Genomic DNA, 21,363 nt, shown 5'->3' with positions numbered 1-21,363 from the left:
AACTGTGCTGCGTCGTCACACGAAGCAGCTGGCCACAGAGACGGCCGCCGTGTCCGTCATGGATTGTCAGGCCCTCCCACTACCGTCCCTTTTGTCACATTTTCTATCTCTGGAGGTGCGAGGTGAGGGACACAGGCATTGAACTGAGACGGTTTCTCGACGAGGCCGAGGGCGGGGCGTACGACCTTCCTCCGATGCAGCGCGCCTTGTGCATCCGGCCCGCCTTCTCCGTGCGACTGATCGACTCCCTGTACCGGGGCTACCGGGTCGGATCCATGCTGATCTGGGAGCCGCCTGTGGGTCACCGGCCCGCCGCCGGCCGCTACCAGACGCTGGCGGGGCGCCCGCGCTGGTGGATTCTGGACGGCCAGCAGCGCGGCACGTCCTACGTGGGGGCCTTCGGACGGCGCCCGGCCTGGATGCCCGAGGAGCGCTGGAGCGACATAGACGGGCCGGCCCTGGAGGTGGCGGTGCGCTTCACCGCCACCGGCTGCGTCCAGTTCCGTGCGCACCAGGCAGGCCGTGCGCGGCACGTCCGCCTCGCCGACCTGGTCGCCGGGGGTGAGGTGCGCTCACTGCTGGAGGAGGCCGGCCTCTCCCCCACCGATGCGCTGGTGGAGAAGGCGCTGGAGCTGCGGGCCGGGCTGCTGCGCTATGTGCTGCCGGTGGAGTGGCTGGCGGCCGAGTGGGTCGATGCCGCGGAGAACTTCATTCGCCGCAACCCTTCGCTCAAGCCCGAGGAGCGCTCCTTGTGCAGCCTGAGCATCGCCTTCGAGGAATTGCAGCGTGACCATGTCGACGCGCTCGTGCAGGCAGCCCGCACCGCTGGCTTCGCCCACTCGCTCGATCGTCATCAGCTCAGCCTGGTCCTGCAGGACTTCCTGCCGCGCGAGGCCCGCCGGGCCCAGGGGCGGTGGGCGCAGCGCGATGCGGTGAGCCGGGCCATGGAACGGACCCAGCAGTCCGTCACCCAGGTCATCGCCTTCCTCCACCGCCATGGCATCACCAGCGACGCCGTGCTGTGGTCGCCTGCCGTAGTGCGTGTGCTGTGTGCCCTGTTCGACCGTTTCCCCCAAGCGGCCGCTTCCCCGTTCACCTGGCAGTGGCTGGCCCATGCCGCCGCAGGCCAGTTCTCCCCCGGCGGCTCCCGGCCCTCACGCCCGCGCCAGGACGTCCAGGGCATCGTGGCCTGTGCGTCCTTCGAGGAGGCCGCCGCGCTGCTGGCCGGACAGACCGTTCCCGGGCCCATTCCCCGCCTGCGGGCCGAGGAGCTGACCAGTCCGTGGGCGTCCAAGCGGCAGCTGCTGGGCGCGGCAGGCACGCTGTATGCGATGGCATGTGCGCGCCGCATCTGCGGTCCGGTGGTCGACCTGGCCGACCCGGCCGTGGTCTTTCCCGATCCGCGGATCCGGCCGCGGCTACTGTGGCCCGGCACCCGCAAACAGCTCAGCCTGGCGGCCTGGGCGCTGCTGGGCGACGCCAGCGCGGAGCGCATCCAGGCCGGTGGCGGGTGGAACCGGACCGTGTTCGAAGATCTGGATGTGCCGCCGGGCATCCTGGCCGCGCACCAGCTGGCGCCTCCGATCGGCGGGGCGGTGGCCGTGCCGGTAGAGCAACAGCTGAAGCTACGGGCGCAGGCCATGACGGATGCTGTCAACGCCTTCCTCGATGCCATCGGGCCGCTGGCCGCCCAGGGAGAAGGGGTCTGACATGCCCTCTGTCACCCCGCCGGACGGTCCGCGGTGGCAACAGGCCGGGTTGTACGCCAACGAGGACGGGCACAGTATCGCTGGGCTGCTGACCGGCTGGCTGCGCGAGGCGGAGCGGGACGGCGGGTGTCTGACCCTGGCGGCCGGGTACGTCAGCTTCCGCGGCCTGGAGCTTCTGGTGCCCGCGCTGCGGCGTGTTGTCGAGGCCGGCACACGGGTGCGGCTGCTGATCGGCGCGGAGCCGACCGGGCGGGCCGCGCTGATCGAGCCCGCAGGGGATCCGGCCGACCGCAGGAGGGTGGCTCAGGCCCTGGGGCAGAGCGAGCAGGCGCTGCGGGCCGAGCTCAACGGTGTGCCCACCAGCGCGGCCAGCGCCTGGCGGCTGTATGAGATCCGGCAGTGGCTGCACCATCCGCTGGTGGAATGCCGGCGCTGGGAGCACCGTTTCCTGCACGCCAAGGCGCTCGTGGAGAGGACGGCCTCGGGCCGGTGCCGGGCCGTGGCGGGCTCGTTCAACCTGACCCTGCCGGGGCTGTGCACCAGCGGAGAACTCGGTCTCGCCGCCCAGACGGCCCGACAGAGCCGGGCTGTCTGGGCGGTGGCGGAGAAGTTCTGGCAGCAGGGCGTCGCCTACGATCTGGCCGCGCTGATCGATGAGCGGCTGTGCCCGTATCCGGCCGGACTGGTGTATCTGCGGATGCTGCTGGCCCGCTTCGGTGACGAGGTCAATGCCGCACCTTCGCCTTTGTCTCTGAAGACGTTCCAGCGCGACGGGGTCGCCAAGGCGCTGGCGGTGATGGACCGCTACGGGGGCGCGCTGCTGGCCGACGAGGTCGGTCTGGGCAAGACCTACATGGCTGGGGAGGTGATCCGCCGCCTGATCCTGGCCGGGGTGGGGCCGGTGCTGGTGGTGTGCCCGGCTCACATCAAGCAGTCTGTGTGGCGACGGCGGCTGGGCGAGTGGCAGCTGGACGGCGTCCACGTGCTCAGCTATCCGCAGCTTCTTCTGCGGGTGCGACGCCTGGTCCGGCGGGGCGACGACAGTGGCTGGCGCCCTTACGGTCTGGTGGTACTGGACGAGGCTCACTGCCTGCGCAACAGCAACACCTGGCGGTGGGCGCTCACTCAGCTGCTCGCCCGGCAGCCCGTGCGGCCGAAGATCCTGATGCTGTCCGCGACCCCGGTGCAGAACCGGGGCCGTGATCTGTCCGAACTCCTGAAAATCGCCGCGCCGTTGCGGGAGGGCTCGGACGATCCCGTGCAGCAGGCCCGTCTGCCCTTCGACGAGCTGGAGGAGCTGTGCGAGCACGCCGATGTGCTGGGCGAGCGGGACCTGGCGCAACTGCACACCGAACTGGACCGGCTGATGGTGCGGCGTACCCGGCCCTTCGTCGTCCAGGCCTACGCCCGCGAGGCGCGCCTGCTGAAGTTCCCTGCGGTGCGGCAGGTGCCGGTGCGCTACAGCCTGCCGCCCTCGATCCGGGTCCTGTTCGGCGACGTGCTGGACGCGGTCGGCCACGACAACGTGCTGTCCGAGGAGCAGCTCACCGACCTGCAAAAGCTGCGCGGGCCGACGCCACAAGTCAGCACCCTGCGGCTGGCGGCCTACAAGGCGACCACCTATCTGCGCGTCGGTGCCGACGAGCCTCGCTGGCTGCCCCTGCTGCTCGGCCTGCTGCGCATGGGCCTGCTCAAGCGCATCGAATCATCCGTCGCCGCGTTCGCCGCCACCGCCTCACACATGGCCGAGCGCACCAGCACCGCCCTCGGCGAACTCGACCAGGGCCGAGTGCGTGTCTACGTGCCTGTCCGGCTCAGGAAGCAGATCCGCCAGCTGCTGGACTCCCCCACCGGGCAGGGCGCCGAGGACGGTGAGGAGCTGGACTACAACACGCTCGTCGACCACTACCTCGGCGGTGACCGCCCCCTGCCCGGCCTTCAGGCGCCAGGCAGGGACTTCCGCTACCGCCCGGCTGCCGACTTCGCCACCGACACGATGCGCGCCGACCTCGCGGTGCTGGAGCAGCTCGCCCGTGCGGCCGCCGCAGCCGTGTCCGACGATCCCAAGCCCGGCGTCATCACCGGGCTCTTGAGCCGGCTCGGTGCCGGGCTGGCGCCGGTGAAGACCGTGCTGTTCGCCAGCTCCCGCGTCACCACCACAGACCTGGCACTGCGCCTTGGGGCAGCCGCTGCGGCAGGCGGGCCGCTGGATGTCTTCCAGGGCCGCATCGCCAGTCTCGGCGACGCCGAGATTCCCTCCAAGGCGCACATCGCCGCCGTGCTGGGGCACTTCGCGCCGCTGACCGCCGCCGACCTGAGCGGGGAGATCGGCGCCGAGATCCCCGAAGACCTCTACGATCTGCTGATCACGACCGACATGCTCGCCGAAGGCGTCAACCTCCAGCAGGCCGGCGTCGTTATCCACTACGACCTGCCGTGGAACCCGAAGATCCTCGAACAACGGCTGGGCCGCATCGACCGTCTCGGCTCCCCCCACCCGCAGGTGACGTCCTACACCGTCCTTCCCGACGTCGGACTCGACCTCGTCCTGCGCCTGGTGGACCGGCTCATGGCCAAGACCCGCGTCGCCGCCGCGTGTGTGGGAACACCCAGCGAGCTGCTGCCCGGCGCCCCGGTCGAACCCCGCAACTTCGTCGACCTGGTCGACCACCTCGACCACCCCCAAGCCCGCCGAGGCCGCCTCCCGCTGGCCGAGCACCAACGAGTCTGGCTCGCCCGCGCCCTGCGCGAACCCCGCATCAAAGAAGCCCTCGACCGCCTGCCGCTGTGGTGCGGGGCCATCCACCCCGGCCACTTCGACATCCCTGGCGTCATCTACTGCTTCACCGTCACCCAGCCACCCGACCAGCGGCGCATCACCGCCTTCGCCCGCGTCCACGGGCACCCCCGCTACCAGGCCATCACCCTGGACTCCGCGCGCTGCCTCGCAGAGGCCCACCTCGATCTCGAACCATGGCTCAACGCCTGCCCCCAGCAGGGCACCCTTCTCGCAGCCGCACCGCACGTCGCCCCCGCCGAGCTCCACCTCGTGTGGGAGCTCCTCGACTATGCCCGCCAGCAGGTCGCCACCGCACACGGCATCACCGACGACCCCGCCAGCGAACGCATCCAGCTCGCCGCCTGGATACTCCTGCCCCACCGCAACAGCCGCCCCGGTACAGGACCCCAAGCAGCCAACAGCTGAACCAAGCAGAGTGAAGTGCAGTCGCCTCTCGCGCGCCACAGGGCAGAACGGCGAGCTGGACACACTGGCGTCTGCCGTCTTAGGCGGGCCGGTGGATGCGGGCCCAGGGGCCTAAGCTGCGGCGGATCAACTTACACTTCGCGCCGGCGATCTGACGCACCGCCGGGTGGCCGTCGGCCAGGCGCAGCGCGCGGCGGTCCTCCAGGGCAGGGGACAGGCCGAAGCGGGCGGCGGCCTGAGCGGTGAGGACGATCAGTGGATCGGAGTCCTTGCCCCAGCGGTGCAGCCTCTCGGCACGGAGCCTGGACTCCCGCAGTGCCCAGTCGGCCAGCTGCGGGATCGTGGCAGCCGGGCACTCCAACAGTGTCCCGCCCGGGCAGAACGCCGTGCCGTCCCCGTCCAGCACCGCCAGCTGCCCGTTCGAAAACCCCGAATCGGCAGCGAGCGAGGGTGCATTCTGCCGCTCCGGGCGCCGCGTCACCGACGCCGGCGTGCGTGATGCGTCCTGAGCCCGTGGAGCCGTACGCGGAGCCGCCGCAGCGCTTACGGCGCCGGAGCTGGCTGCGAGGGGTGCGATGCCAACTGGGCCGTAGGCACGCCGCAGGAGGGCGCGGGACAGCGCTGAGCGAGGCCCTCGAGCAGCCTGCGGTAGGCGTTCCACTTTCGGCTCGGCGCGACCTGGGGACCTCATGGTCCGCACGGGAAGGGGGTGCCCGGTTTTCCTTATCGCCAACTTGTTCACCCTTTCGGGCGTATCCGGTGGGCGGGGAAGTTCTCGCGGCACGGCGCGGAGCAGCATGGGGATGCCGGGCTGCTGCGGCAGCGGTCATCGCCGGTAGGAGGCAGGGGGTGGGTGAACAGGTGGCGGGAGCTTGGCTGTCCGGCCGCCGTCAACCGCTGCCCGTGGGGGCAGTCGGCGGCGGGCGGTTTCGTCGGCCGGCTGGCGCACGGTCAGCGACTGGAGCTGGAGGAGCTGCAGGGCAGACAGGTGTGCGGGGCCATGCGGCGGCGCGGCAGGGGGTGGGCCGCGTGAGCGCGGTGGAGGCCCCTGGCGACCTGCTGAAAGGCGAGGCGGTGCCGGGCGCGGGGCAGGAGGTCGTGGCTCTGTACCGCGAGCCGTACGGGCCGGTGCGTTTGTGCAGCGCGGCCGGGCTTCGGGGCGTGGTGCTGGAGGAGTTCGGGCCGGTGAGCGAGCCGGTGCCCTATCGGGGCCGCAAGGGCATTATCACCTACTGGCCGGTGGCGACCCGGGAGCAGACCGTGGTGTGCGGCAGCCTGCGGCAGTGGCGGCTGGCAGTGGAGCTGGACTTCGATCCGGCCTGGGCAGCGTTCAGTGCCGGCCCGGTGGAACTGCGGTGGCGGGCGGGAGGCCGCCTTCGGCGGTGGCGCCCGGATTTCCTGGCACGCACGGCCGATGGTGTACGTGAGGTGCTGGTGCTGAAGCCGCCTGGTCAGGAGAGCCTGCCCGCGGTGAGGCTTCAAGTACTTGAGGAGGTGGCGCGGGCGGCCGGGTGGCGGGTGCGGCAGGTGCGTGAGCCGTCGGGACTGCGCGGGCGCAATCTGGGATGGCTGGCCGGCTACCGGTTCCCCGTGGGCGACGAGGACGGCCAGGGGCGGGCGCTGCTTGAGGCGTTCAGGCAGCCGGCGGGTCTGCGGGCGGGGGTGGCGGCGAGCGGGCTGGACGAGCTGACGGGACTGGACCTCGCCTACCGGATGCTCTGGCAGCGGCAGCTGCTGTTCGACGTCGCACAGCCGCTGCTGCCCGATGCCGTGGCCTGGACAGCCTGAAGGACCGGAGGGGGCACATGGCGGGAACAGGTGAGGGCCGGCTTTCGGAGTCGCTGTCCATCGGGGCGCGGGTGCGCTGGCAGGAGCGCGAGTGGGAGGTGGTGGCGTGGCAGGGGCCGCAGGTCACCCTGCTGCCGCAGGACGGTGTGGAGGCGCCCCGGGCGGTGTCGTACCGATGGCTGGTGGGCGCGGAAGACTTCGCTGTCCTCAGCGCCGATGCGGCACCAGCCGCAGACGGTGCGGCCCTTGACGGGTGGGGGCGGCAGGAGGGCCGGGAGGAAGAGGCCGCGCTGTGGCAGGCGCGCATGGTGGAGATCGACACCGGTCTGGCACCGGGCCGAAGCGAGCATGAGCGGGGATTCGGGCCGGGAACGACGCTGGCCCAGCGGTGCGCCGCGATGTCGGCGCGGCTGGCCGCCGACGGCATCCGCTGCTCCGCCCACACCCTCGCCGACAAGCGGCGCAAGTGGAAAGCGGCCGGGGAGAACCCTGCCGTCCTGCTGCCCGGGACGCGGGACAGACGGCCGGGGGGGCTTCACCGACCCGCGGTGCCTGGCCGCCATGCGCGAGGTGGTGGCGCGGCGCGCACACGAGTCGGACGTGACCATCGACCTGATCCGCGAGGAGGTCGAGGACCTGCTGCACTCGCGGTACACCGCCGAACTCGACGATCCGGCTGCCGTGGCGGCCCTGCTGCCCTCCCGTTCCACCTTCTACCTGCGGATGAAGGAGTCCGGCCTGGCCGAGGCCCTGGGACAGCCGACGCGGGCCCGTGCCGCCCTGGCCTCCACCCCGCCCCTCCCCCACGGCGGACGCGAGGCCGTCCTGCGGCCGGGACAGGTGACCCAGGTCGACACCACGCCGCTGCGGATCCTCGCCCGCGGTGACGACGGCCGGCCCACCGCCACGGAGATGACCGCGCTCATCGATGTGGCCAACCACAGCATGTGCGCACTGATGATCACACCCAGCCGCCCCCAGGACGCCGAGAGCGGACGGCCCGGCCAAGCGACCCGGGCGATCGACCTGACCCTGATGCTGGCGCAGGCCTTCGCGCCCTGGCCGGTGATGCCCGGCTGGGACCCGCTGAGCGCGGCCGCCGCCTCCAGCCTGCCGTTCGGGGCGCTGCGGGCGGCGGACGAGCGGTTCACCGAGGCCACGGCAGCCCGCCCGGTCATCCGCCCCGAACTGATCGTCTACGACCAGGGCAGCCCTTATGTGAGCGAGCATTTCACCGAGGGTCTGCGACCGGCTGCGCATCGCCCGCCGTCCGGCACGCAAGAAGACCCCGGCCGACAAGCCGCTCGTCGAGCACTTCTTCATCACCCTCGCGCACCGCTTCAGCCAGTACGTGCGGCACGGCTGGCAGGGCCGCAGCCACAAAAAACGCGGCCGCGGCATCGACCGGATGCCGCTGTTTACGATCGCCGAGCTCCAGCAGATGGCCCAGGAATGGGTGGCGCTGGAGTACCAGCAGACCCCCGATGCGGGGCTGCGCGACCCCTTCCGGCCCGGCATCGTGCTGTCCCCCAACGACATGTACGCCGTCCAGGTCGCCCGCAGCGGCTACCGGCCCGTGCCGCTCTCCCCCGCCCAGAACCGCTCCTTCCTGCTGCCGCAGTCGGTCATCCCCGGCAAGGGCGGCTTCATGATCGACTATCGGACCTATCAACCCGTCACGCAGGATGCCGGGCACTACCGCGAGATCCTCCTGCGCGGCGGCTCGAAGCTGCCCGGCCGAGCGGACCGGTGGGAATGCCGCTTCAACCCCTACCGTCCCGAGCGGGTGTGGCTGTATGACCACACGGCGGCCACCTGGGTGACGTGCGATTTCCGGCTGCGGCACCTGCTCACCGACCCGTGGACCGCGGACATGTGGCAGGAGCACGCCGAGCGGCACCGCGCGGCCGGCGGCAGCGAGCAGGACGAGGAAGCGATCGCCCTGGCCCTGGCGCAGCGCGACCGGCGACGCCGCAGTCGCAGGCCGCCGCCGAAGCGCACCGGAGCCGAACCGCCTTTCCAGGGACTGGAGTTGGAGACCGAACAACCATCCCAGGACCCCTACGCGGGCCTGGAGGAGTTCGACCTGTCGACCCTGCGGCCCCGCCCGGCGCTGCCCATCTCCCCCATGGCGCCCCCGCCCGCACCTGCGGCCCTGCCCGCAGGTGCGGAGACGGGCGGGGAGCCGGAAGGCGGGCAGGCTCCGCACCCGCTCGCGGCCCTCTTCGTCCCCGCCGACGTCACCGACGGCCCGCCGGACGCCTCCGCAACCGGAACACCGGCCGAGGCGCACGAGGTCGTCGACGCCGAACTCCTCGACGACCTCGACTCCGTCACGGACGGCGACGACAGCTATGAGGACGGCGAGGACGTCATCGACGTGTGGGAGGCGCCCGAGGGCATGGAGCCGTGAACGACGAGGCCGCAGGGCGTGGTCTTCGCGCCGGAGCCGGCCTTGCGGAAGGAAAGAACCGGGAACCGGGCACGAGAGGACAGTGCGATGAAAGCGACCGTGGAACTGCGCGACAAACGCGAGGCACGCCTGCGCCAGCAGCTCAAAGACACCCCGATGCGGCCTCTGCCGCTGTTCCAACTCACCGGCTGGAACCACTTCGTCGACGAGAAAGTGGAACCGCCCACGCGGGCGGGCAGCAGTCCTGGCCCGGACAGGCGCAAGGACGAGCAGTCCATCGCCTACCACCGGCATCTGCGGATGGTGCCCACCGACGCGATGACCCACATGCAGGAGACGGTCGTCGAGGCGGTCCACCACAACAGCGGTCGCCGTGACGGCCTGATGGACCATGTCATCGACGGGCCCGCCGGCACCGGCAAGACCTGCCTGCTGCGGGCGGCCGGACGCGCCGCCCAGCAGGAGATCGAAGCCGGCACGGGCGGCAGGCGCCAGAACACGATCCCGGTGGTGCACATCACCACCCCCGCGGACCCGGAACAGAAGGTGAACTGGGTCTGGGAGATCGCCTCCTACCTGGGCCTCCAACCCGAGCCGAAGAGCCTCGCCGAAGTCCTGGAGATGCGCCGCCACCAGGACCTGACCCTGCCGGTCAACTACGTCCTGGAAACGGCGCAGACCCGCCTGCTGCTCATCGACGACATCGACCGCGCCTTGCCGCACCAGCTGGCGAACGTGCTGCCCTACTTCGACTACCTGCGCGACAAGCTGGGTATCTCGCTCGTCTTCTGCGGCACCGGCGCCAGCCACCTCCTGCACCAGGCCCGTGTCCTGGCCGGGGACCTGACCCGGGTCAGCGAGGAGAACCGGGTACGGCTCGAACAGGCGGGCCGCCCGGCGGCGCCCGCCCCGCCCTCCCCCAGCGCGCTGCTGCCGGTGACCTGGCTGCACCCCCTGCCCCTGGACACCGAGGACCAGAAGACCTTCCGGGAAGTACTGATGGGCTTCGAGGCAGACCTGAGCCTGTACCGGCTGGAGGAACACGCCCTGAGCCAGCACGCCGTCGAACTGCACCGGCGCACCGGCGGCTACTTCAAAGCCCTCGCCTACGTCATCTCCACCGCCGCCGTCATCGCGATCCGCAGCGGCAGCGAAAACATCACCCTCAAAGAGATCGACGCCGCCACAGCCCAGCTCGGCTGAACCGCCCCGTGCCGCTCCCACGGATACCGACAGCAGGCCAGGCCGGCGCGACCGCTGAGCCTCTGGGCCACCCGTCGGCGACGGCGGCCGAGTTATCCGCGACAGGCAAGCACTGCACGGGTGAGCGCGGTGGGGGGGCCGACTCACGACGCAACGCCATTGTCAGTGGTGGGCTTTACGGTGCAGTCGTGGGTATCGAAGCCTTTGCGTATGTGTCAGCATCAGCGTGCGGTGGCGCATGACAGAGGAAGGGGCGCCGCTGCACGGGAGCACTTCCCGCACGCGTGAGCGGGAATCTGGGGTGGGGAGCTTGGACTACGACGAACTGGTCGCGCTGCGCAGGCACCATGCGGCCTGGAAGCTGCTGCGGGCGGACAACGCGGCGCTGATGCTGAGCTTCTTCAACAAGGTTTTCGTCGAGCAGGGCGTTCGTTCGATCGCTGGTGTGGAGCTGGCCGACCGTCTGGACGACGAGTTGTTCGCGCTCAATGAGCGTCTGGGCCAGGGTGCGTTTCCGAAGTCCGCGAAGGCGTATCTGGACGACTGGTCGGGGCCTCAGTCGGGCTGGTTGCGCAAGTACTATCCGGCGGACTCGGACGAGCCGCACTATGACGCGACCCCCGCGGTGGAGAAGGCCATCGCCTGGATCCGATCGCTTCAGGCCCGGTCCTTCATCGGTACCGAGTCGCGTCTCAACACCATCTTCGACCTGCTGAGGCAGATGACGTTCGGGGCCGAGACCGATCCCGAGGCCCGGCTCGAGGAACTGAAGCGTCGGCGTCTGGAGATCGACGAAGAGATCGCCCGGGCCGAGGTCGGCGACGTGGACGTACTCGACAGTTCCGGTCTGCGGGACCGCTACCAGCAGCTGACCGCCACCGCACACGAACTGCTCGCCGACTTCCGTGAGGTCGAAGCCAATTTCCGCGACCTGGACCGCGAACTGCGCCGGAAGATCGCCGTATGGGATGGCAGCAAGGGCGAGCTTCTGGACGAGATCCTCACCAGCCGGGAGAGCATCGCCGAATCGGACCAGGGCAGGAGTTTCCAGGCGTTCTACGGCTTCCTGCTCTCCCACCGCCGCCAGGACGAGTTCAAAAAGCTCCTGGCCCAAGCCGAAGCCATGGGCGCCATCGGCGAACCCGACCCCCGCATGCGGCGCATCCCCCGGGACTGGCTGGATGCCGCCGAGCGCACCCAGGCGACCGTCCGCCAGCTCTCCGAGCAGCTGCGGCGTTTCCTCGACGACCGGGCCTGGTCCGAGGACCGCCGGGTCATGGAGCTGATGAGCGGCATCGAGGCCCGCGCGGTCATGCTCCGTGATATGCCCGGCGTGGACCTGGTCTTGGAGATCGACGCCGCCGCGCCGGCCATCACACTGCCGATGGAACGGCCGCTGTACGCGCCCGTGACCCGGACGCCGATCGACAGCACCGACATCCATGTGGGGGATGAGGAGTTCGCGGCCGACGCGTTGTTCGAAGCGGTCTATGTGGACCCGGCCCGGCTCGTCGAGACCGTTCGGCGCGCGCTGGATCTGCAGGCGCAGGTGTCCCTGGCGGACCTCGTGCGCCAGAACCCGCTTGAGCAGGGACTCGCTGAACTGGTCGCCTACCTCGCGCTGTCCGGAGACGGCTTCACGGTGGTCTTCGACGACAGCCGCCGCGAAGAGATCACCTGGATGGGCGCGGACGGCGTCCAGCACGTCGTCCAAGCCCCCGTGGCGGCGTTCGCCCGCACCATCTCCGGCGCCACCTGGGCCTTGGACAAGGAGGAGCAGTCATGACCACGCCTGTGCCGCCCACGCCACGGCAGGCCCGCAGTCTCTCCTTGCCGGTCAACCAGTTGCTCAAGGGACCCCTCTTCCGGGACCAGCATGAGCGGGCCTGGGAAGCGCTGCTCCAGCTGCGGGCCCGTATCCAGGACTACGTCGACGTCATGGGCCTGACCGTGGTGATCGACGAAGCCGAGGGCTACGCGTTCCTGCGGTCCCAGCCCGAGGACGAGAACGCAGACCCGCGCTTGGCTGCGCCGCGCCTGATGCCCCGCCGGTCCCTGTCGTACCCGGTCAGTCTGCTGCTCGTGCTGCTGCGCAAGCGGCTGGCGGAGTTCGACGCCGGCTCCGGCGAGACCCGGCTGATGATCACCCGCGACGAAATCGTGGAAATGATCCGCATGTTCCTGCCCACCGGCAGCAATGAAGCGCGTCTGGTCGACCAGATCGACACGTACATCACGAAGGCCGTGGAGCTGCAGTTCCTGCGCCGCGCCAAGCACCAGGAGCAGCTGTACGAGGTGCAGCGGATCATCAAGGCCTATGTCGACGGCCAGTGGCTCGCCGACTTCGAAACGAACCTGGCCCGGTACGCGGCCCCCACCACCCCGGAAGGACAGCAGTGATCCCCGCTCAGCCCGGCCCGTTCGCCACCGACGCCTCCCCCGATCTCGACCTGGCCGGGTACCGGCTCGAGCGGCTGGAGGTGTACAACTGGGGCACCTTTCACCAGCGCGTGTGGACCTTCGGGGTCGGCGGCGCCAACGCCCTGCTGACCGGTGACATCGGCTCGGGAAAGTCCACCCTGGTCGACGCGGTCACCACCTTGTTCATGCCCGCGAACCGCATCGCCTACAACCGGGCCGCCGGCGCGGAGAGCCGCGAACGCAGCCTGCGCTCCTACGTCCTGGGCCACTACAAGTCCGAACGCAACGAGGCCACCGGCACGACGCGCCCGGTCGCCCTGCGCCAACCGGGCACCTACTCGGTGGTCCTGGGGGTGTTCACCAACCGCAGCTACGACGCGACGGTCACTCTCGCGCAGGTTTTCTGGATGGCCGACGGCAACGCCACCCAGCCGGAGCGTCTGTTCCTCACCGCGGACCGGGCCCTGTCCGTCACGGACGACTTCGCCGACTTCGGTACCGACGTCAGGTCCCTCAAGAAGCGGCTGACCGGCAGCGGCGTACGGGTGCACCCGTCGTTTACCGCCTACAGCAAGGACTTCCGGCGGCGCATGGGCATCGAGTCCGAGCAGGCCCTGGAGCTCTTCCACCAGACGGTGTCCATGAAGTCCGTCGGCAGCCTGGACGACTTCGTCCGCAGCCACATGCTGGAGCCCTTCGACGCGGCCTTGATGACCGAGACGATCGTGGCGCACTTCGACGCCCTGACCACCACGTATGAGTCGGTGCAGCGCGCACGCGCGCAGATCGACGCCCTCACGCCGCTGCTTCAGGAGTGCGACCAGCACGACGGCCTCGCCAGGAGCATCGACGAGGCCGTCGCGCAGCAGAGCGCCCTGCGGTTCTTTTTCGCCCAGCGCAAGTCCGCCCTGCTGGAGGCGGACCGTCTCACGCTGGAGCGGGATCTGAACCGCCACGAGAACGACCAAGGGGCCGCGAAGGGCCGCCTGAAGGATCTTCACGGGCAGCAGGGCCGGCTGGAGCTGCAGCGCGCGGGAATGGGCGGCGCTCGCCTCGGTGAACTGGAGAGGGAGATCGAACGGGAATCGCTCGCCCGCGATGACCGTCAGCGCAGGGCCAAGGACCACGCCGGTCTGCTGGGTCAGGTGAAGCTCAGCCCTGTCAGCAGCGCAGAACAGTTCACCGAACGCCTCCAGGAAATCGCCACCGCCCAGGAAGCCGCCACCACGGTGCAGCAGGAGACCCGGGACGCCCTGAACGCACTCGCTGTCGATGCCGACCGCGTGCGCCGCCAGGCGACGGAACTGGGCGACGAGCTGATCAGCCTCCGCTCCCGGCGCAGCAACATTCCCAAAAAGCAGCTGGATCTGCGCGCCCGCCTGTGCCATGAACTCGGGATCGAGGAGAGCCTACTGCCGTTCGCCGGCGAACTGATCCAGGTCCGGGCAGACGAGCAGGCATGGGTCGGCGCCGCGGAACGGCTGCTGCGGGGTTTCGCGCTCTCGCTGCTGATCCCGCACGACCTGTACTTCCCCGTGTCCGAGTGGATCAACGCGCACCACCTCGGTGCCCGGCTCGTCTACTTCCGCGTCCCCGAAGCCGTCCCCGTGCGGCGCCCGCAGCACACTGAAGCCCCTGTCCTGGCCTCCAAACTGGAGGTCAAGGCCGAGTCCCCGTTCTCCCACTGGCTGGCCGGCGAGCTGGACCGCCGCGCCGGACACGTCTGCGCCGAGACGATGGCGGACTTCAAACGGGCCGACCTGGCGATCACTCCGCAGGGCCTGGTCAAGGGGGCGCGGGGCCGTCACGAGAAGAACGACACCACCCGCATCGACGACCGTAGCTCGTACGTGCTGGGCTGGACCAACCAGCTGAAGATCGACGCCCTCCTCGACCAGGCCCGCCGCACGCAAAGGGAACAAAAAGACCTCGGCAAGAGGAAAGACGGCCTCGAAACCGCCCACACCACCAGCATCACCCGCGGCCAGATCCTCGCGCGGCTCGCAGCCACCCGCGACTACCACGAGATCGACTGGACCTCGGCCGTCAGCCGCATCACGGCGCTGGCCGAGGAAAAGCGGCGCCTTGAGGAGTCGTCCGAGGACCTGGACCAGATCACCCGCCGCCTGGAGGTGCTCGCGAAGGAGATCGCCCAGGCGGAAGACGACCGTGAGCAGGCAGACCTTGCCATCGGCGGCCTGAGCGAGGCTCTCAAGGCCGCGACGCGTGAGCGTGACGCCGCCCGGGCCCTGCTGGATGAGCCGGACTGCGCAGCGGCCCGCGCACACTTTCCCGCCATCGAGCAGCGCCTGGCCCAGGCACGGCTGGCCTGCCGGACGGTGAGCGAGTGCATTGCCGCAGAAAGCCGGGTGCACGGCGAGCTGACCGTGGCGAAGGACCGCTTCAGTGGCCAGCAGAGCCGCATCGGCCAGGCGATCGCCTCCAAGATGGGCGCCTTCCGCCGCGAGTACCCGGTGGAGACAGGCGAGCTGGACGACTCGGTCAACTCCGCCCGCGGCTACCGGGAACTGCACCAGCGCCTGGTCGCCGATGATCTGCCCCGCTTCCAGGAGCAGTTCAAGAGCTATCTGAAGACGAACGTCATCCGTGACATCGCGGGCTTCCACGCGCAGCTGGCCAGCCAGGCCGACCAGATCGGCGAACGCGTCGCCATCATCAACGAATCCCTCGCCGGCATCGACTACAACCCCGGCCGCTACATCACGCTGAAGACCGACCGCACGCCCAACGTCGAGATCCGCGACTTCATCACCGAACTGCGCGCCTGCACGGACGACGCCCTGGCCGACGACCACTCGGACACCTATTCCGAGGAGAAGTTCCACCAGGTCCGCCGTCTCATCGAACGCTTCAAGGGGCGCGAAGGGCACACCGAGGCCGACCGTGCGTGGACCCGCCGCGTCACGGACGTGCGCTACTGGTTCGTCTTCAGCGCCAGTGAACGCAGGCGCGAGGACGACACCGAATACGAGGTCTACTCCGACTCCGGCGGCAAGTCCGGCGGGCAGAAAGAGAAGCTCGCCTACACCATCCTGGCCGCCTCCCTCGCCTACCAGTTCAAACTCGACTGGAACTCGGCCCGATCCAAGACCTTCCGGTTCGTCGTCATCGACGAAGCCTTCGGCCGCGGCTCCGAGGACTCCGCCCGCTTCGCCCTGGACCTCTTCAAACGGCTCGGCCTGCAACTCCTCATCGTCACACCGCTCCAGAAGATCCACGTCATCGAGCCGTACGTGTCCGCCGTCGGCTTCGTCGACAACCCCGACGGCCACGACTCGCGCCTGCGGACCCTGACCATCACGCAGTACCGCCAAGAGCACCTCGCCCACACCCTGTCCGCACTGCAGGGCGCCGGCACCGGCCGGGGGCACTGACATGGCAGCGCCGACCGCCCGCCGGGCATGGACCACACCCGCAGACGTCACGGACCGCCTGCGCAGACGCTGGATGCGCGGCGACTTCCTCACCGCACTCGCCGAGCAGCACCCCTTCGAACCGCTCTGCATCCCGCTGAGCGGCCCCAAGCCCTCCGAACTGACTCGCGACTTCGACACCGTCCGCACCTGGGTCCACGCCTGGGGCACCGCCGGGCAGCAGCTCCTGCGCATCGAGCACCGGCGAGTCGGAGGACGCGTCATCGGCACCAACAACCTCCCTCACCGGGCGTGGATCGACCACCGCGAACAGCTGTGGGACCTCCTCGGCGTCACCAGCACCGTCCGCCGCTTCCAGACACTGCTGGCCTCCGCCCGGGTAGCCACTCCTGAACTCGCGGCCTGGATGACCGCCCATCCCATGAAGGTCCTGGACCTCGAAGCGGACTGGGAGCGCCTGCACCAGACCGTCCGCTGGATCCTGGACTACCAGGGGCCGGCGCTCTATCTGCGGCAGATCGATGTGCCGGGCGTGGACACCAAGTTCATCGAGGGTCACCGCGCCATCCTTACCACCCTGCTGGAGCACTGCCTGCCCGCCGACCGGATCGACACCGATGCGCCGCGGACCAGCTTCACGGCCCGTTTCCGCTTTCTGGGCAAACCCGCCTATGCCAGATTCCGTCTCCTCGGCGCTGCCCCTGTCGCCGGATTCAGCGAACTGACCGTCCGCGTCGATGAGTTCACCGTATCCCCGCCCGGCATCAGAGCCGTCTTCATCGTCGAGAACGAGACCACCTACCTCGCCTTCCCTCCCCAGCCCGGCAGCATGGTGATCCTCGGCGGCGGCTACGCCGTCACCCAACTCACCGAACTGCGCTGGCTCCACGACAAGCGCCTCGTGTACTGGGGCGACCTGGACACCCACGGCTTCGCCATCCTCGACCGACTCCGCCGCGCCCTCCCCCACACAGAGTCGATCCTGATGGACCGCTCCACACTGACAACCCACCGGGGCCAGTGGGTGAAGGAGTCCAACCCCACCCGGGAACACCTGCCGTCACTGACCAGCGAGGAAGCCGACCTCTACCAGAGCCTCGTGGACGACGACTTCGGGCACGGCGTACGGCTGGAACAAGAACGGATACGCTTCCTGGCCATCCAAACAGCACTGGCCGGCCTCCACGGCTCCTCCCCACAGCCGCCTCACGACGAACGGTCACCCGGCCCCGCAGGAATGACGTGAGCCAAAACGGTTTTCAGGCGCCGGTCACCTCTTCCTCTTCGTCCGGGCCACAGCCCAACAAGAATAGGAAATCCCGCGACGGCCGCCGGCTGCGGGGGGCACGGCTCGGGGCCGACCGCCAACCACTGCGGCCGGCCCCTGGAGGCCGTGCACTGTTCCCATCCCACTCACCGGTCGTCTGCACCACACAAGAGCGCCCTTGGTCTCAGGGGGGTCTGTACGCTCACCGGTGTAATTGATGATCATGGAAGAGACATCAAGTGACTGACACCGTGACCGAGTCCGTAACCGTCGACGACCAGGCGGAACCGTCGCTGGAGAGTGCGGCAGTCGAGCAGAAGCTCATCGACCAGCTCGTCGAGCAGGCCCGGAGCAAGGGGCTGCAGCTGACCGGCGAGGGCGGGCTGCTGCAGCAGCTGACCAAGACGGTTCTGGAGTCCGCCCTGGAGGGCGAGATCACCGACCATCTCGGCTACGACAAGCACGACCCGGCGGGCAAGGACGGCGGCAACTCTCGCAACGGCACCCGCTCCAAGACCGTGCTGACCGATATCGGGCCGGTCGAGATCGACGTTCCCCGCGACCGGGAGGGCTCCTTCGAGCCGGCCATTGTCAAGAAGCGGCAGCGCCGGCTGACCGGCGTCGACGAGATGGTGCTCTCGCTCTCCGCGAAGGGCCTCACCCACGGGGAGATCTCCGCGCACCTGGCCGAGGTCTACGGCGCGAACGTGTCCAAGACGACCATCAGCACGATCACCGACAAGGTGATGGACGGCATGGCGGAATGGTCCAACCGGCCGCTGGACCGCGTCTACCCGGTCGTCTTCATCGACGCGATCAACGTCAAGATTCGCGATGGCCAAGTAGCGAACAGGCCGATCTACGTCGCGTTGGCGGTCACCGCGGAGGGGCATCGCGACATCCTCGGACTGTGGGCCGGTGACGGCGGCGAGGGCGCGAAACACTGGCTGCGAGTGCTTTCGGAACTCAAGAACAGGGGCGTTGAAGATGTGCTGATGCTGGTCTGCGACGGCCTGAAGGGGCTGCCCGATGCGGTCGGCGAGGTCTGGCCGCGAACTGTGGTGCAAACGTGTGTAGTTCACCTCCTGCGGGCGTCGTTTCGTTACGCGGCCCGCCAGGACTGGGAGAAGGTCGCGAAGGCGCTCAAGCCCGTCTACACCGCGCCGAGCGAGGACGCGGCCACGACGCGGTTCCTGGAGTTTGCCGAGGTCTGGGGGAAGAAGTATCCGGCGATCGTCCGCCTCTGGGAGTCCAGTTGGGCCGAGTTCACGCCTTTCCTCCAGTTTGATGCGGAAATACGCCGGATTGTGTGCACGACGAACAGCATCGAGAGCGTCAACGCCCGCATCCGCAAGGCCGTCCGCGCCCGCGGACATTTCCCCACGGAACAGGCCGCCCTCAAGTGCGTCTACATGGCCGTCATGAGCCTCGACCCGACCGGGGCCGGCCGCAAACGCTGGACCATGCGTTGGAAGGGCGCAATGAACGCCTTCGACATGGCCTTCGACGGCCGCCTCACCGCCGGCCAACTCTAGCCAAGCCAACCCCAGTTACACCGCTCGCTTTACAGACCCTCTCAGGGGCGGCTTGCCGCGTCGATGTGCATCTTGGTGACGTCGGTGATGAAGGCGCGGCTGCTGCCAGGGTCGAGAGCCCGGGCCTGGAGGTGGTCGTACAGCACGCTGTAGTGCTGCACGTCGGATGGTTTGTACAGGTAGAGGTCGCTGGTGAACCGGTCCAGGTACACCACCCCTGCTGCGGGGCTGCTGTGGGTGAACTGCAGGATGGAGAACTGTCCTGACAGGCCCGGGTGCGCACCTACGGTGTAGGGGAGAACCGGGTCTGGCGCTGATCTTGTGATGCGGACGGTCGAGCGGGTCGTGCCCACTGTTCGCGATTATGCATCGCATGCTCTTGTGATGTGCTTTTGGAGCTGTTTCCGCACCTGTCCGCGTTGCTGATCGAGGAGGTCGAGCGGCGGCCGGACAAGGTGGTTCTCAGGGCGCGGGCGCGAGCGACGACCGTGGCCTGCCGGTGCGGCAAAGGCTCGGCACGGGTGCACGGCCGGTATGTACGCCGGCTGCGTGACGTCGCCGTGGGCGGGCTCGGAGTCGTGATCGAGTTATGCATTCGCCGCTTCCGCTGTGAGAATCCCGCCTGCTCGGCGGTGACGTTCGCCGAGCAGATCGAGGGACTGACCACCCCGCACAGCCGCCATACCCCGCTGCTGCGTGGGGTGTTGACGCAGATCGGCCTGGCCCTGGCCGGCCGGGCAGGAGCCCGCCTGGCGGCAGCGGTCGGCATCTCCGTGGGCAGGGACATGCTGCTGCGGCTGGTCAGAGCCTTGCCCGAACCCGATGTCGGCCACGTGGAAGTGCTGGGCGTGGACGACTTCGCCTTCCGCAAGGGACGCCATTACGGCACGGTCCTGATCGACATAGCCACCCACCGTCCGCTTCATCTCTTCAACGGCCGCGAGGGCGAAGACCTGGCCGCCTGGCTGCGCGACCACCCCGAGGTGAAGGTCATCTGCCGGGACCGCTCGAGTGGTTACGGCGAGGGTGCACGGCTCGGGGCGCCCCAGGCCGAGCAGGTTGCCGACCGCTATCACCTGTGGGCCAACCTCGGACAGGCCGTCGAGAAGGCAGTCAACGCCCATCGCTCCCGCCTGGCCGAGCCGCCTCCCGGCGATGCCGACACCCTCGCAGGGCCGGAGGCGGAGCCCGAGGTGGTCCAGCCACCGCGGGAGCTGAAGATCGTGACCCGGCTGCGTGAGCAGCATGCCGCCGCCCACGATCTGTGGGCGCAAGGGATGTCGAAGGCCGCGATCGGGCGGAAACTCGGGCTGCACCAGGCCACCGTCCGCAAGCTGGTCGACGCCCGCTCCGCCAGCGATGTCGTCGCCAAGAGTCTTCAGCGGGCGCACATCGTCGACCCGTACGTCGGTCACCTGCACCGACGCTGGAACGAAGGTGTCAGAAACGCCCCACAGCTCTACCGCGAGATCCAGGACCTCGGCTACCCCGGAGGCGAGTTGGCCGTCCAACGTCACCTTCGAAGCTACCGAACCGGGCGCGGACACGCGCCCGTCGCGGGACCCAAGCCTCCCTCGGTCCGCGAGGTCACCTCGTGGATCATGACCCACCCCGAACACCTCAGCGACGAGAACGCCGACAAGCTGCACCGCCTACGCGAACGCGATGCGGACCTGGACCGGCTCACCCTGCACGTCAGGAAGTTCGCCGCCATGATGACCGGACGCCACGGCGACCGCCTCGAGGACTGGATCACAGGAGCCGAACAGGACACCCTGGCCCCGCTGGCGTCCTTCGCCACAACCTCCGCCGTGATCTCGACGCCGTCCGCAACGGCCTGTCCCTGCCCTACAGGTCCGGCGCCGTCGAGGGCACCATCAACCGGCTGAAGATGCTCAAACGCCAGATGTTCGGCCGGGCCAGCCTCGATCTCCTTCGCAAACGCGTCCTGCTCGCCCTGTGATCCGGACCGTCCGGATCACAAGATCGTCGACAGAACCAAGATCCGCGACGGTGCCGTCGCGAACCGGCCGATTTACGTCGTGATGGCCGTGACCACCGAGGGGCACCGCGACATCCTGGGGATCTGGGCCGGCGACGGCGACGAAGGCGCGAAGTACTGGCTGCACGTGTTCACCGAGCTGAAGAACCGGGGCCTGGACGACGTGCTGATGCTGGTCTGCGACGGGCTGAAGGGCTTACCCGACGCCGTCGAGGCCGTCTGGCCTCGCACGATTGTTCAAACCTGCGTCGTTCACCTGCTGCGGAACAGCTTCCGTTACGCGGCCCGCCAGGACTGGGACAAAATCGCCAAGGCGCTGCGGCCGGTCTACACCGCGCCGAACGAGGACGCGGCGATGGAACGGTTCCTGGAATTCCAGGAGACGTGGGGCCGGAAGTATCCGCCGATCGTGAAGCTGTGGGAAG

15 protein-coding genes and 1 pseudogene are annotated in these 21,363 nt (G+C 69.2%); 13 read left to right on the top strand and 3 right to left on the bottom strand.

Annotated features, from left to right (window positions below; genetic code table 11):
* The first annotated feature begins 122 nt into the window (after window positions 1–122).
* On the top strand, window positions 123–1,709 hold the full coding sequence (locus tag J7E89_RS18260; RefSeq protein WP_214974769.1) for a DUF262 domain-containing protein: 1,587 nt from the start codon (window positions 123–125) through the stop codon (window positions 1,707–1,709).
* A gap of 1 nt (window position 1,710) precedes the next feature.
* Entirely contained in the window at window positions 1,711–4,914 is a 3,204-nt protein-coding gene (locus J7E89_RS18255) for an SNF2-related protein (RefSeq protein ID WP_214974768.1), read from the top strand.
* Between the two features lie 79 nt (window positions 4,915–4,993).
* Here J7E89_RS18255 and J7E89_RS18250 read toward each other — a convergent pair whose 3' ends face one another.
* Window positions 4,994–5,395 carry a hypothetical protein gene (locus J7E89_RS18250; RefSeq protein ID WP_214974767.1) on the bottom strand — a complete coding sequence of 134 codons (402 nt, stop codon included), beginning with the start codon at window positions 5,393–5,395 and terminating at the stop codon, window positions 4,994–4,996.
* Between the two features lie 372 nt (window positions 5,396–5,767).
* Here J7E89_RS18250 and J7E89_RS18245 point away from each other — a divergent pair, with 372 nt between their 5' ends.
* Complete coding sequence (locus J7E89_RS18245; protein WP_214974766.1) at window positions 5,768–5,947, top strand: hypothetical protein; 180 nt, start codon at window positions 5,768–5,770, stop codon at window positions 5,945–5,947.
* The gene (locus tag J7E89_RS18240; protein ID WP_308315514.1) at window positions 5,944–6,702 is read left to right on the top strand and encodes a TnsA-like heteromeric transposase endonuclease subunit; all 759 of its coding nucleotides are present in this window, start codon (window positions 5,944–5,946) and stop codon (window positions 6,700–6,702) included. Before J7E89_RS18245 ends, J7E89_RS18240 begins: the two co-directional genes overlap by 4 nt.
* 713 nt (window positions 6,703–7,415) lie before the next feature.
* Here the strand turns inward: J7E89_RS18240 and J7E89_RS40925 are convergent.
* Window positions 7,416–7,880, bottom strand: coding sequence for a hypothetical protein (locus J7E89_RS40925; protein ID WP_251060720.1), 465 nt, complete (start codon window positions 7,878–7,880; stop codon window positions 7,416–7,418).
* Window positions 7,881–8,110: 230 nt separating this feature from the next.
* Here J7E89_RS40925 and J7E89_RS40920 point away from each other — a divergent pair, with 230 nt between their 5' ends.
* The 7 genes from J7E89_RS40920 (at window position 8,111) to J7E89_RS18205 (ending at window position 18,936) form a co-directional block, all read left to right on the top strand.
* The gene (locus J7E89_RS40920) at window positions 8,111–9,115 is read left to right on the top strand and encodes a hypothetical protein (protein WP_251060719.1); all 1,005 of its coding nucleotides are present in this window, start codon (window positions 8,111–8,113) and stop codon (window positions 9,113–9,115) included.
* Between the two features lie 87 nt (window positions 9,116–9,202).
* The gene (locus J7E89_RS18230) at window positions 9,203–10,318 is read left to right on the top strand and encodes an ATP-binding protein (protein ID WP_214974764.1); all 1,116 of its coding nucleotides are present in this window, start codon (window positions 9,203–9,205) and stop codon (window positions 10,316–10,318) included.
* Window positions 10,319–10,628: 310 nt separating this feature from the next.
* Window positions 10,629–12,104, top strand: a complete 1,476-nt coding sequence (locus J7E89_RS18225; RefSeq protein WP_214974762.1) for a DUF3375 domain-containing protein — start codon at window positions 10,629–10,631, stop codon at window positions 12,102–12,104.
* Window positions 12,101–12,718, top strand: coding sequence for a DUF4194 domain-containing protein (locus tag J7E89_RS18220; RefSeq protein WP_214974760.1), 618 nt, complete (start codon window positions 12,101–12,103; stop codon window positions 12,716–12,718). Before J7E89_RS18225 ends, J7E89_RS18220 begins: the two co-directional genes overlap by 4 nt.
* The gene (locus J7E89_RS18215) at window positions 12,715–16,134 is read left to right on the top strand and encodes an ATP-binding protein (protein ID WP_214974758.1); all 3,420 of its coding nucleotides are present in this window, start codon (window positions 12,715–12,717) and stop codon (window positions 16,132–16,134) included. The genes J7E89_RS18220 and J7E89_RS18215 overlap by 4 nt, the downstream gene beginning before the upstream one ends.
* A 1-nt stretch (window position 16,135) precedes the next feature.
* The gene (locus J7E89_RS18210; RefSeq protein WP_214974756.1) at window positions 16,136–17,380 is read left to right on the top strand and encodes a Wadjet anti-phage system protein JetD domain-containing protein; all 1,245 of its coding nucleotides are present in this window, start codon (window positions 16,136–16,138) and stop codon (window positions 17,378–17,380) included.
* 314 nt (window positions 17,381–17,694) lie between these two features.
* The gene (locus J7E89_RS18205; RefSeq protein ID WP_251060721.1) at window positions 17,695–18,936 is read left to right on the top strand and encodes an IS256 family transposase; all 1,242 of its coding nucleotides are present in this window, start codon (window positions 17,695–17,697) and stop codon (window positions 18,934–18,936) included.
* A gap of 41 nt (window positions 18,937–18,977) precedes the next feature.
* Here the strand turns inward: J7E89_RS18205 and J7E89_RS18200 are convergent, their stop codons facing one another.
* Window positions 18,978–19,289 carry a Scr1 family TA system antitoxin-like transcriptional regulator gene (locus tag J7E89_RS18200; RefSeq protein ID WP_308315513.1) on the bottom strand — a complete coding sequence of 104 codons (312 nt, stop codon included), beginning with the start codon at window positions 19,287–19,289 and terminating at the stop codon, window positions 18,978–18,980.
* Between the two features lie 39 nt (window positions 19,290–19,328).
* On the opposite strand from J7E89_RS18200, the gene J7E89_RS18195 reads away from it, so the two are divergent.
* Both J7E89_RS18195 and J7E89_RS18190 read left to right on the top strand, forming a co-directional pair.
* Window positions 19,329–20,825 (top strand): ISL3 family transposase, encoded by a 1,497-nt coding sequence (locus J7E89_RS18195; RefSeq protein WP_214974752.1) that lies wholly within the window; start codon window positions 19,329–19,331, stop codon window positions 20,823–20,825.
* Window positions 20,826–20,936: 111 nt separating this feature from the next.
* Window positions 20,937–21,363 (top strand): annotated as a pseudogene (locus J7E89_RS18190) (transposase); the annotation flags it as partial.

This window comes from Streptomyces sp. ISL-100, from assembly GCF_018614615.1.
Classification (GTDB): domain Bacteria; phylum Actinomycetota; class Actinomycetes; order Streptomycetales; family Streptomycetaceae; genus Streptomyces.
This window is presented reverse-complemented; position numbering and strand designations above follow the sequence as displayed.

Bases quoted from the DNA above. Each gene is read 5' to 3' on its own strand.
- J7E89_RS18230 (WP_214974764.1), top strand. From the start codon at position 9,203: ATGAAAGCGACCGTGGAACTGCGCGACAAACGCGAGGCACGCCTGCGC.
- J7E89_RS18220 (WP_214974760.1), top strand. From the start codon at position 12,101: ATGACCACGCCTGTGCCGCCCACGCCACGGCAGGCCCGCAGTCTCTCC.
- J7E89_RS18210 (WP_214974756.1), top strand. From the start codon at position 16,136: ATGGCAGCGCCGACCGCCCGCCGGGCATGGACCACACCCGCAGACGTC.
- J7E89_RS40920 (WP_251060719.1), top strand. From the start codon at position 8,111: ATGCCGCTGTTTACGATCGCCGAGCTCCAGCAGATGGCCCAGGAATGG.
- J7E89_RS40925 (WP_251060720.1), bottom strand. From the start codon at position 7,880: ATGACCGGGCGGGCTGCCGTGGCCTCGGTGAACCGCTCGTCCGCCGCC.
- J7E89_RS18255 (WP_214974768.1), top strand. From the start codon at position 1,711: ATGCCCTCTGTCACCCCGCCGGACGGTCCGCGGTGGCAACAGGCCGGG.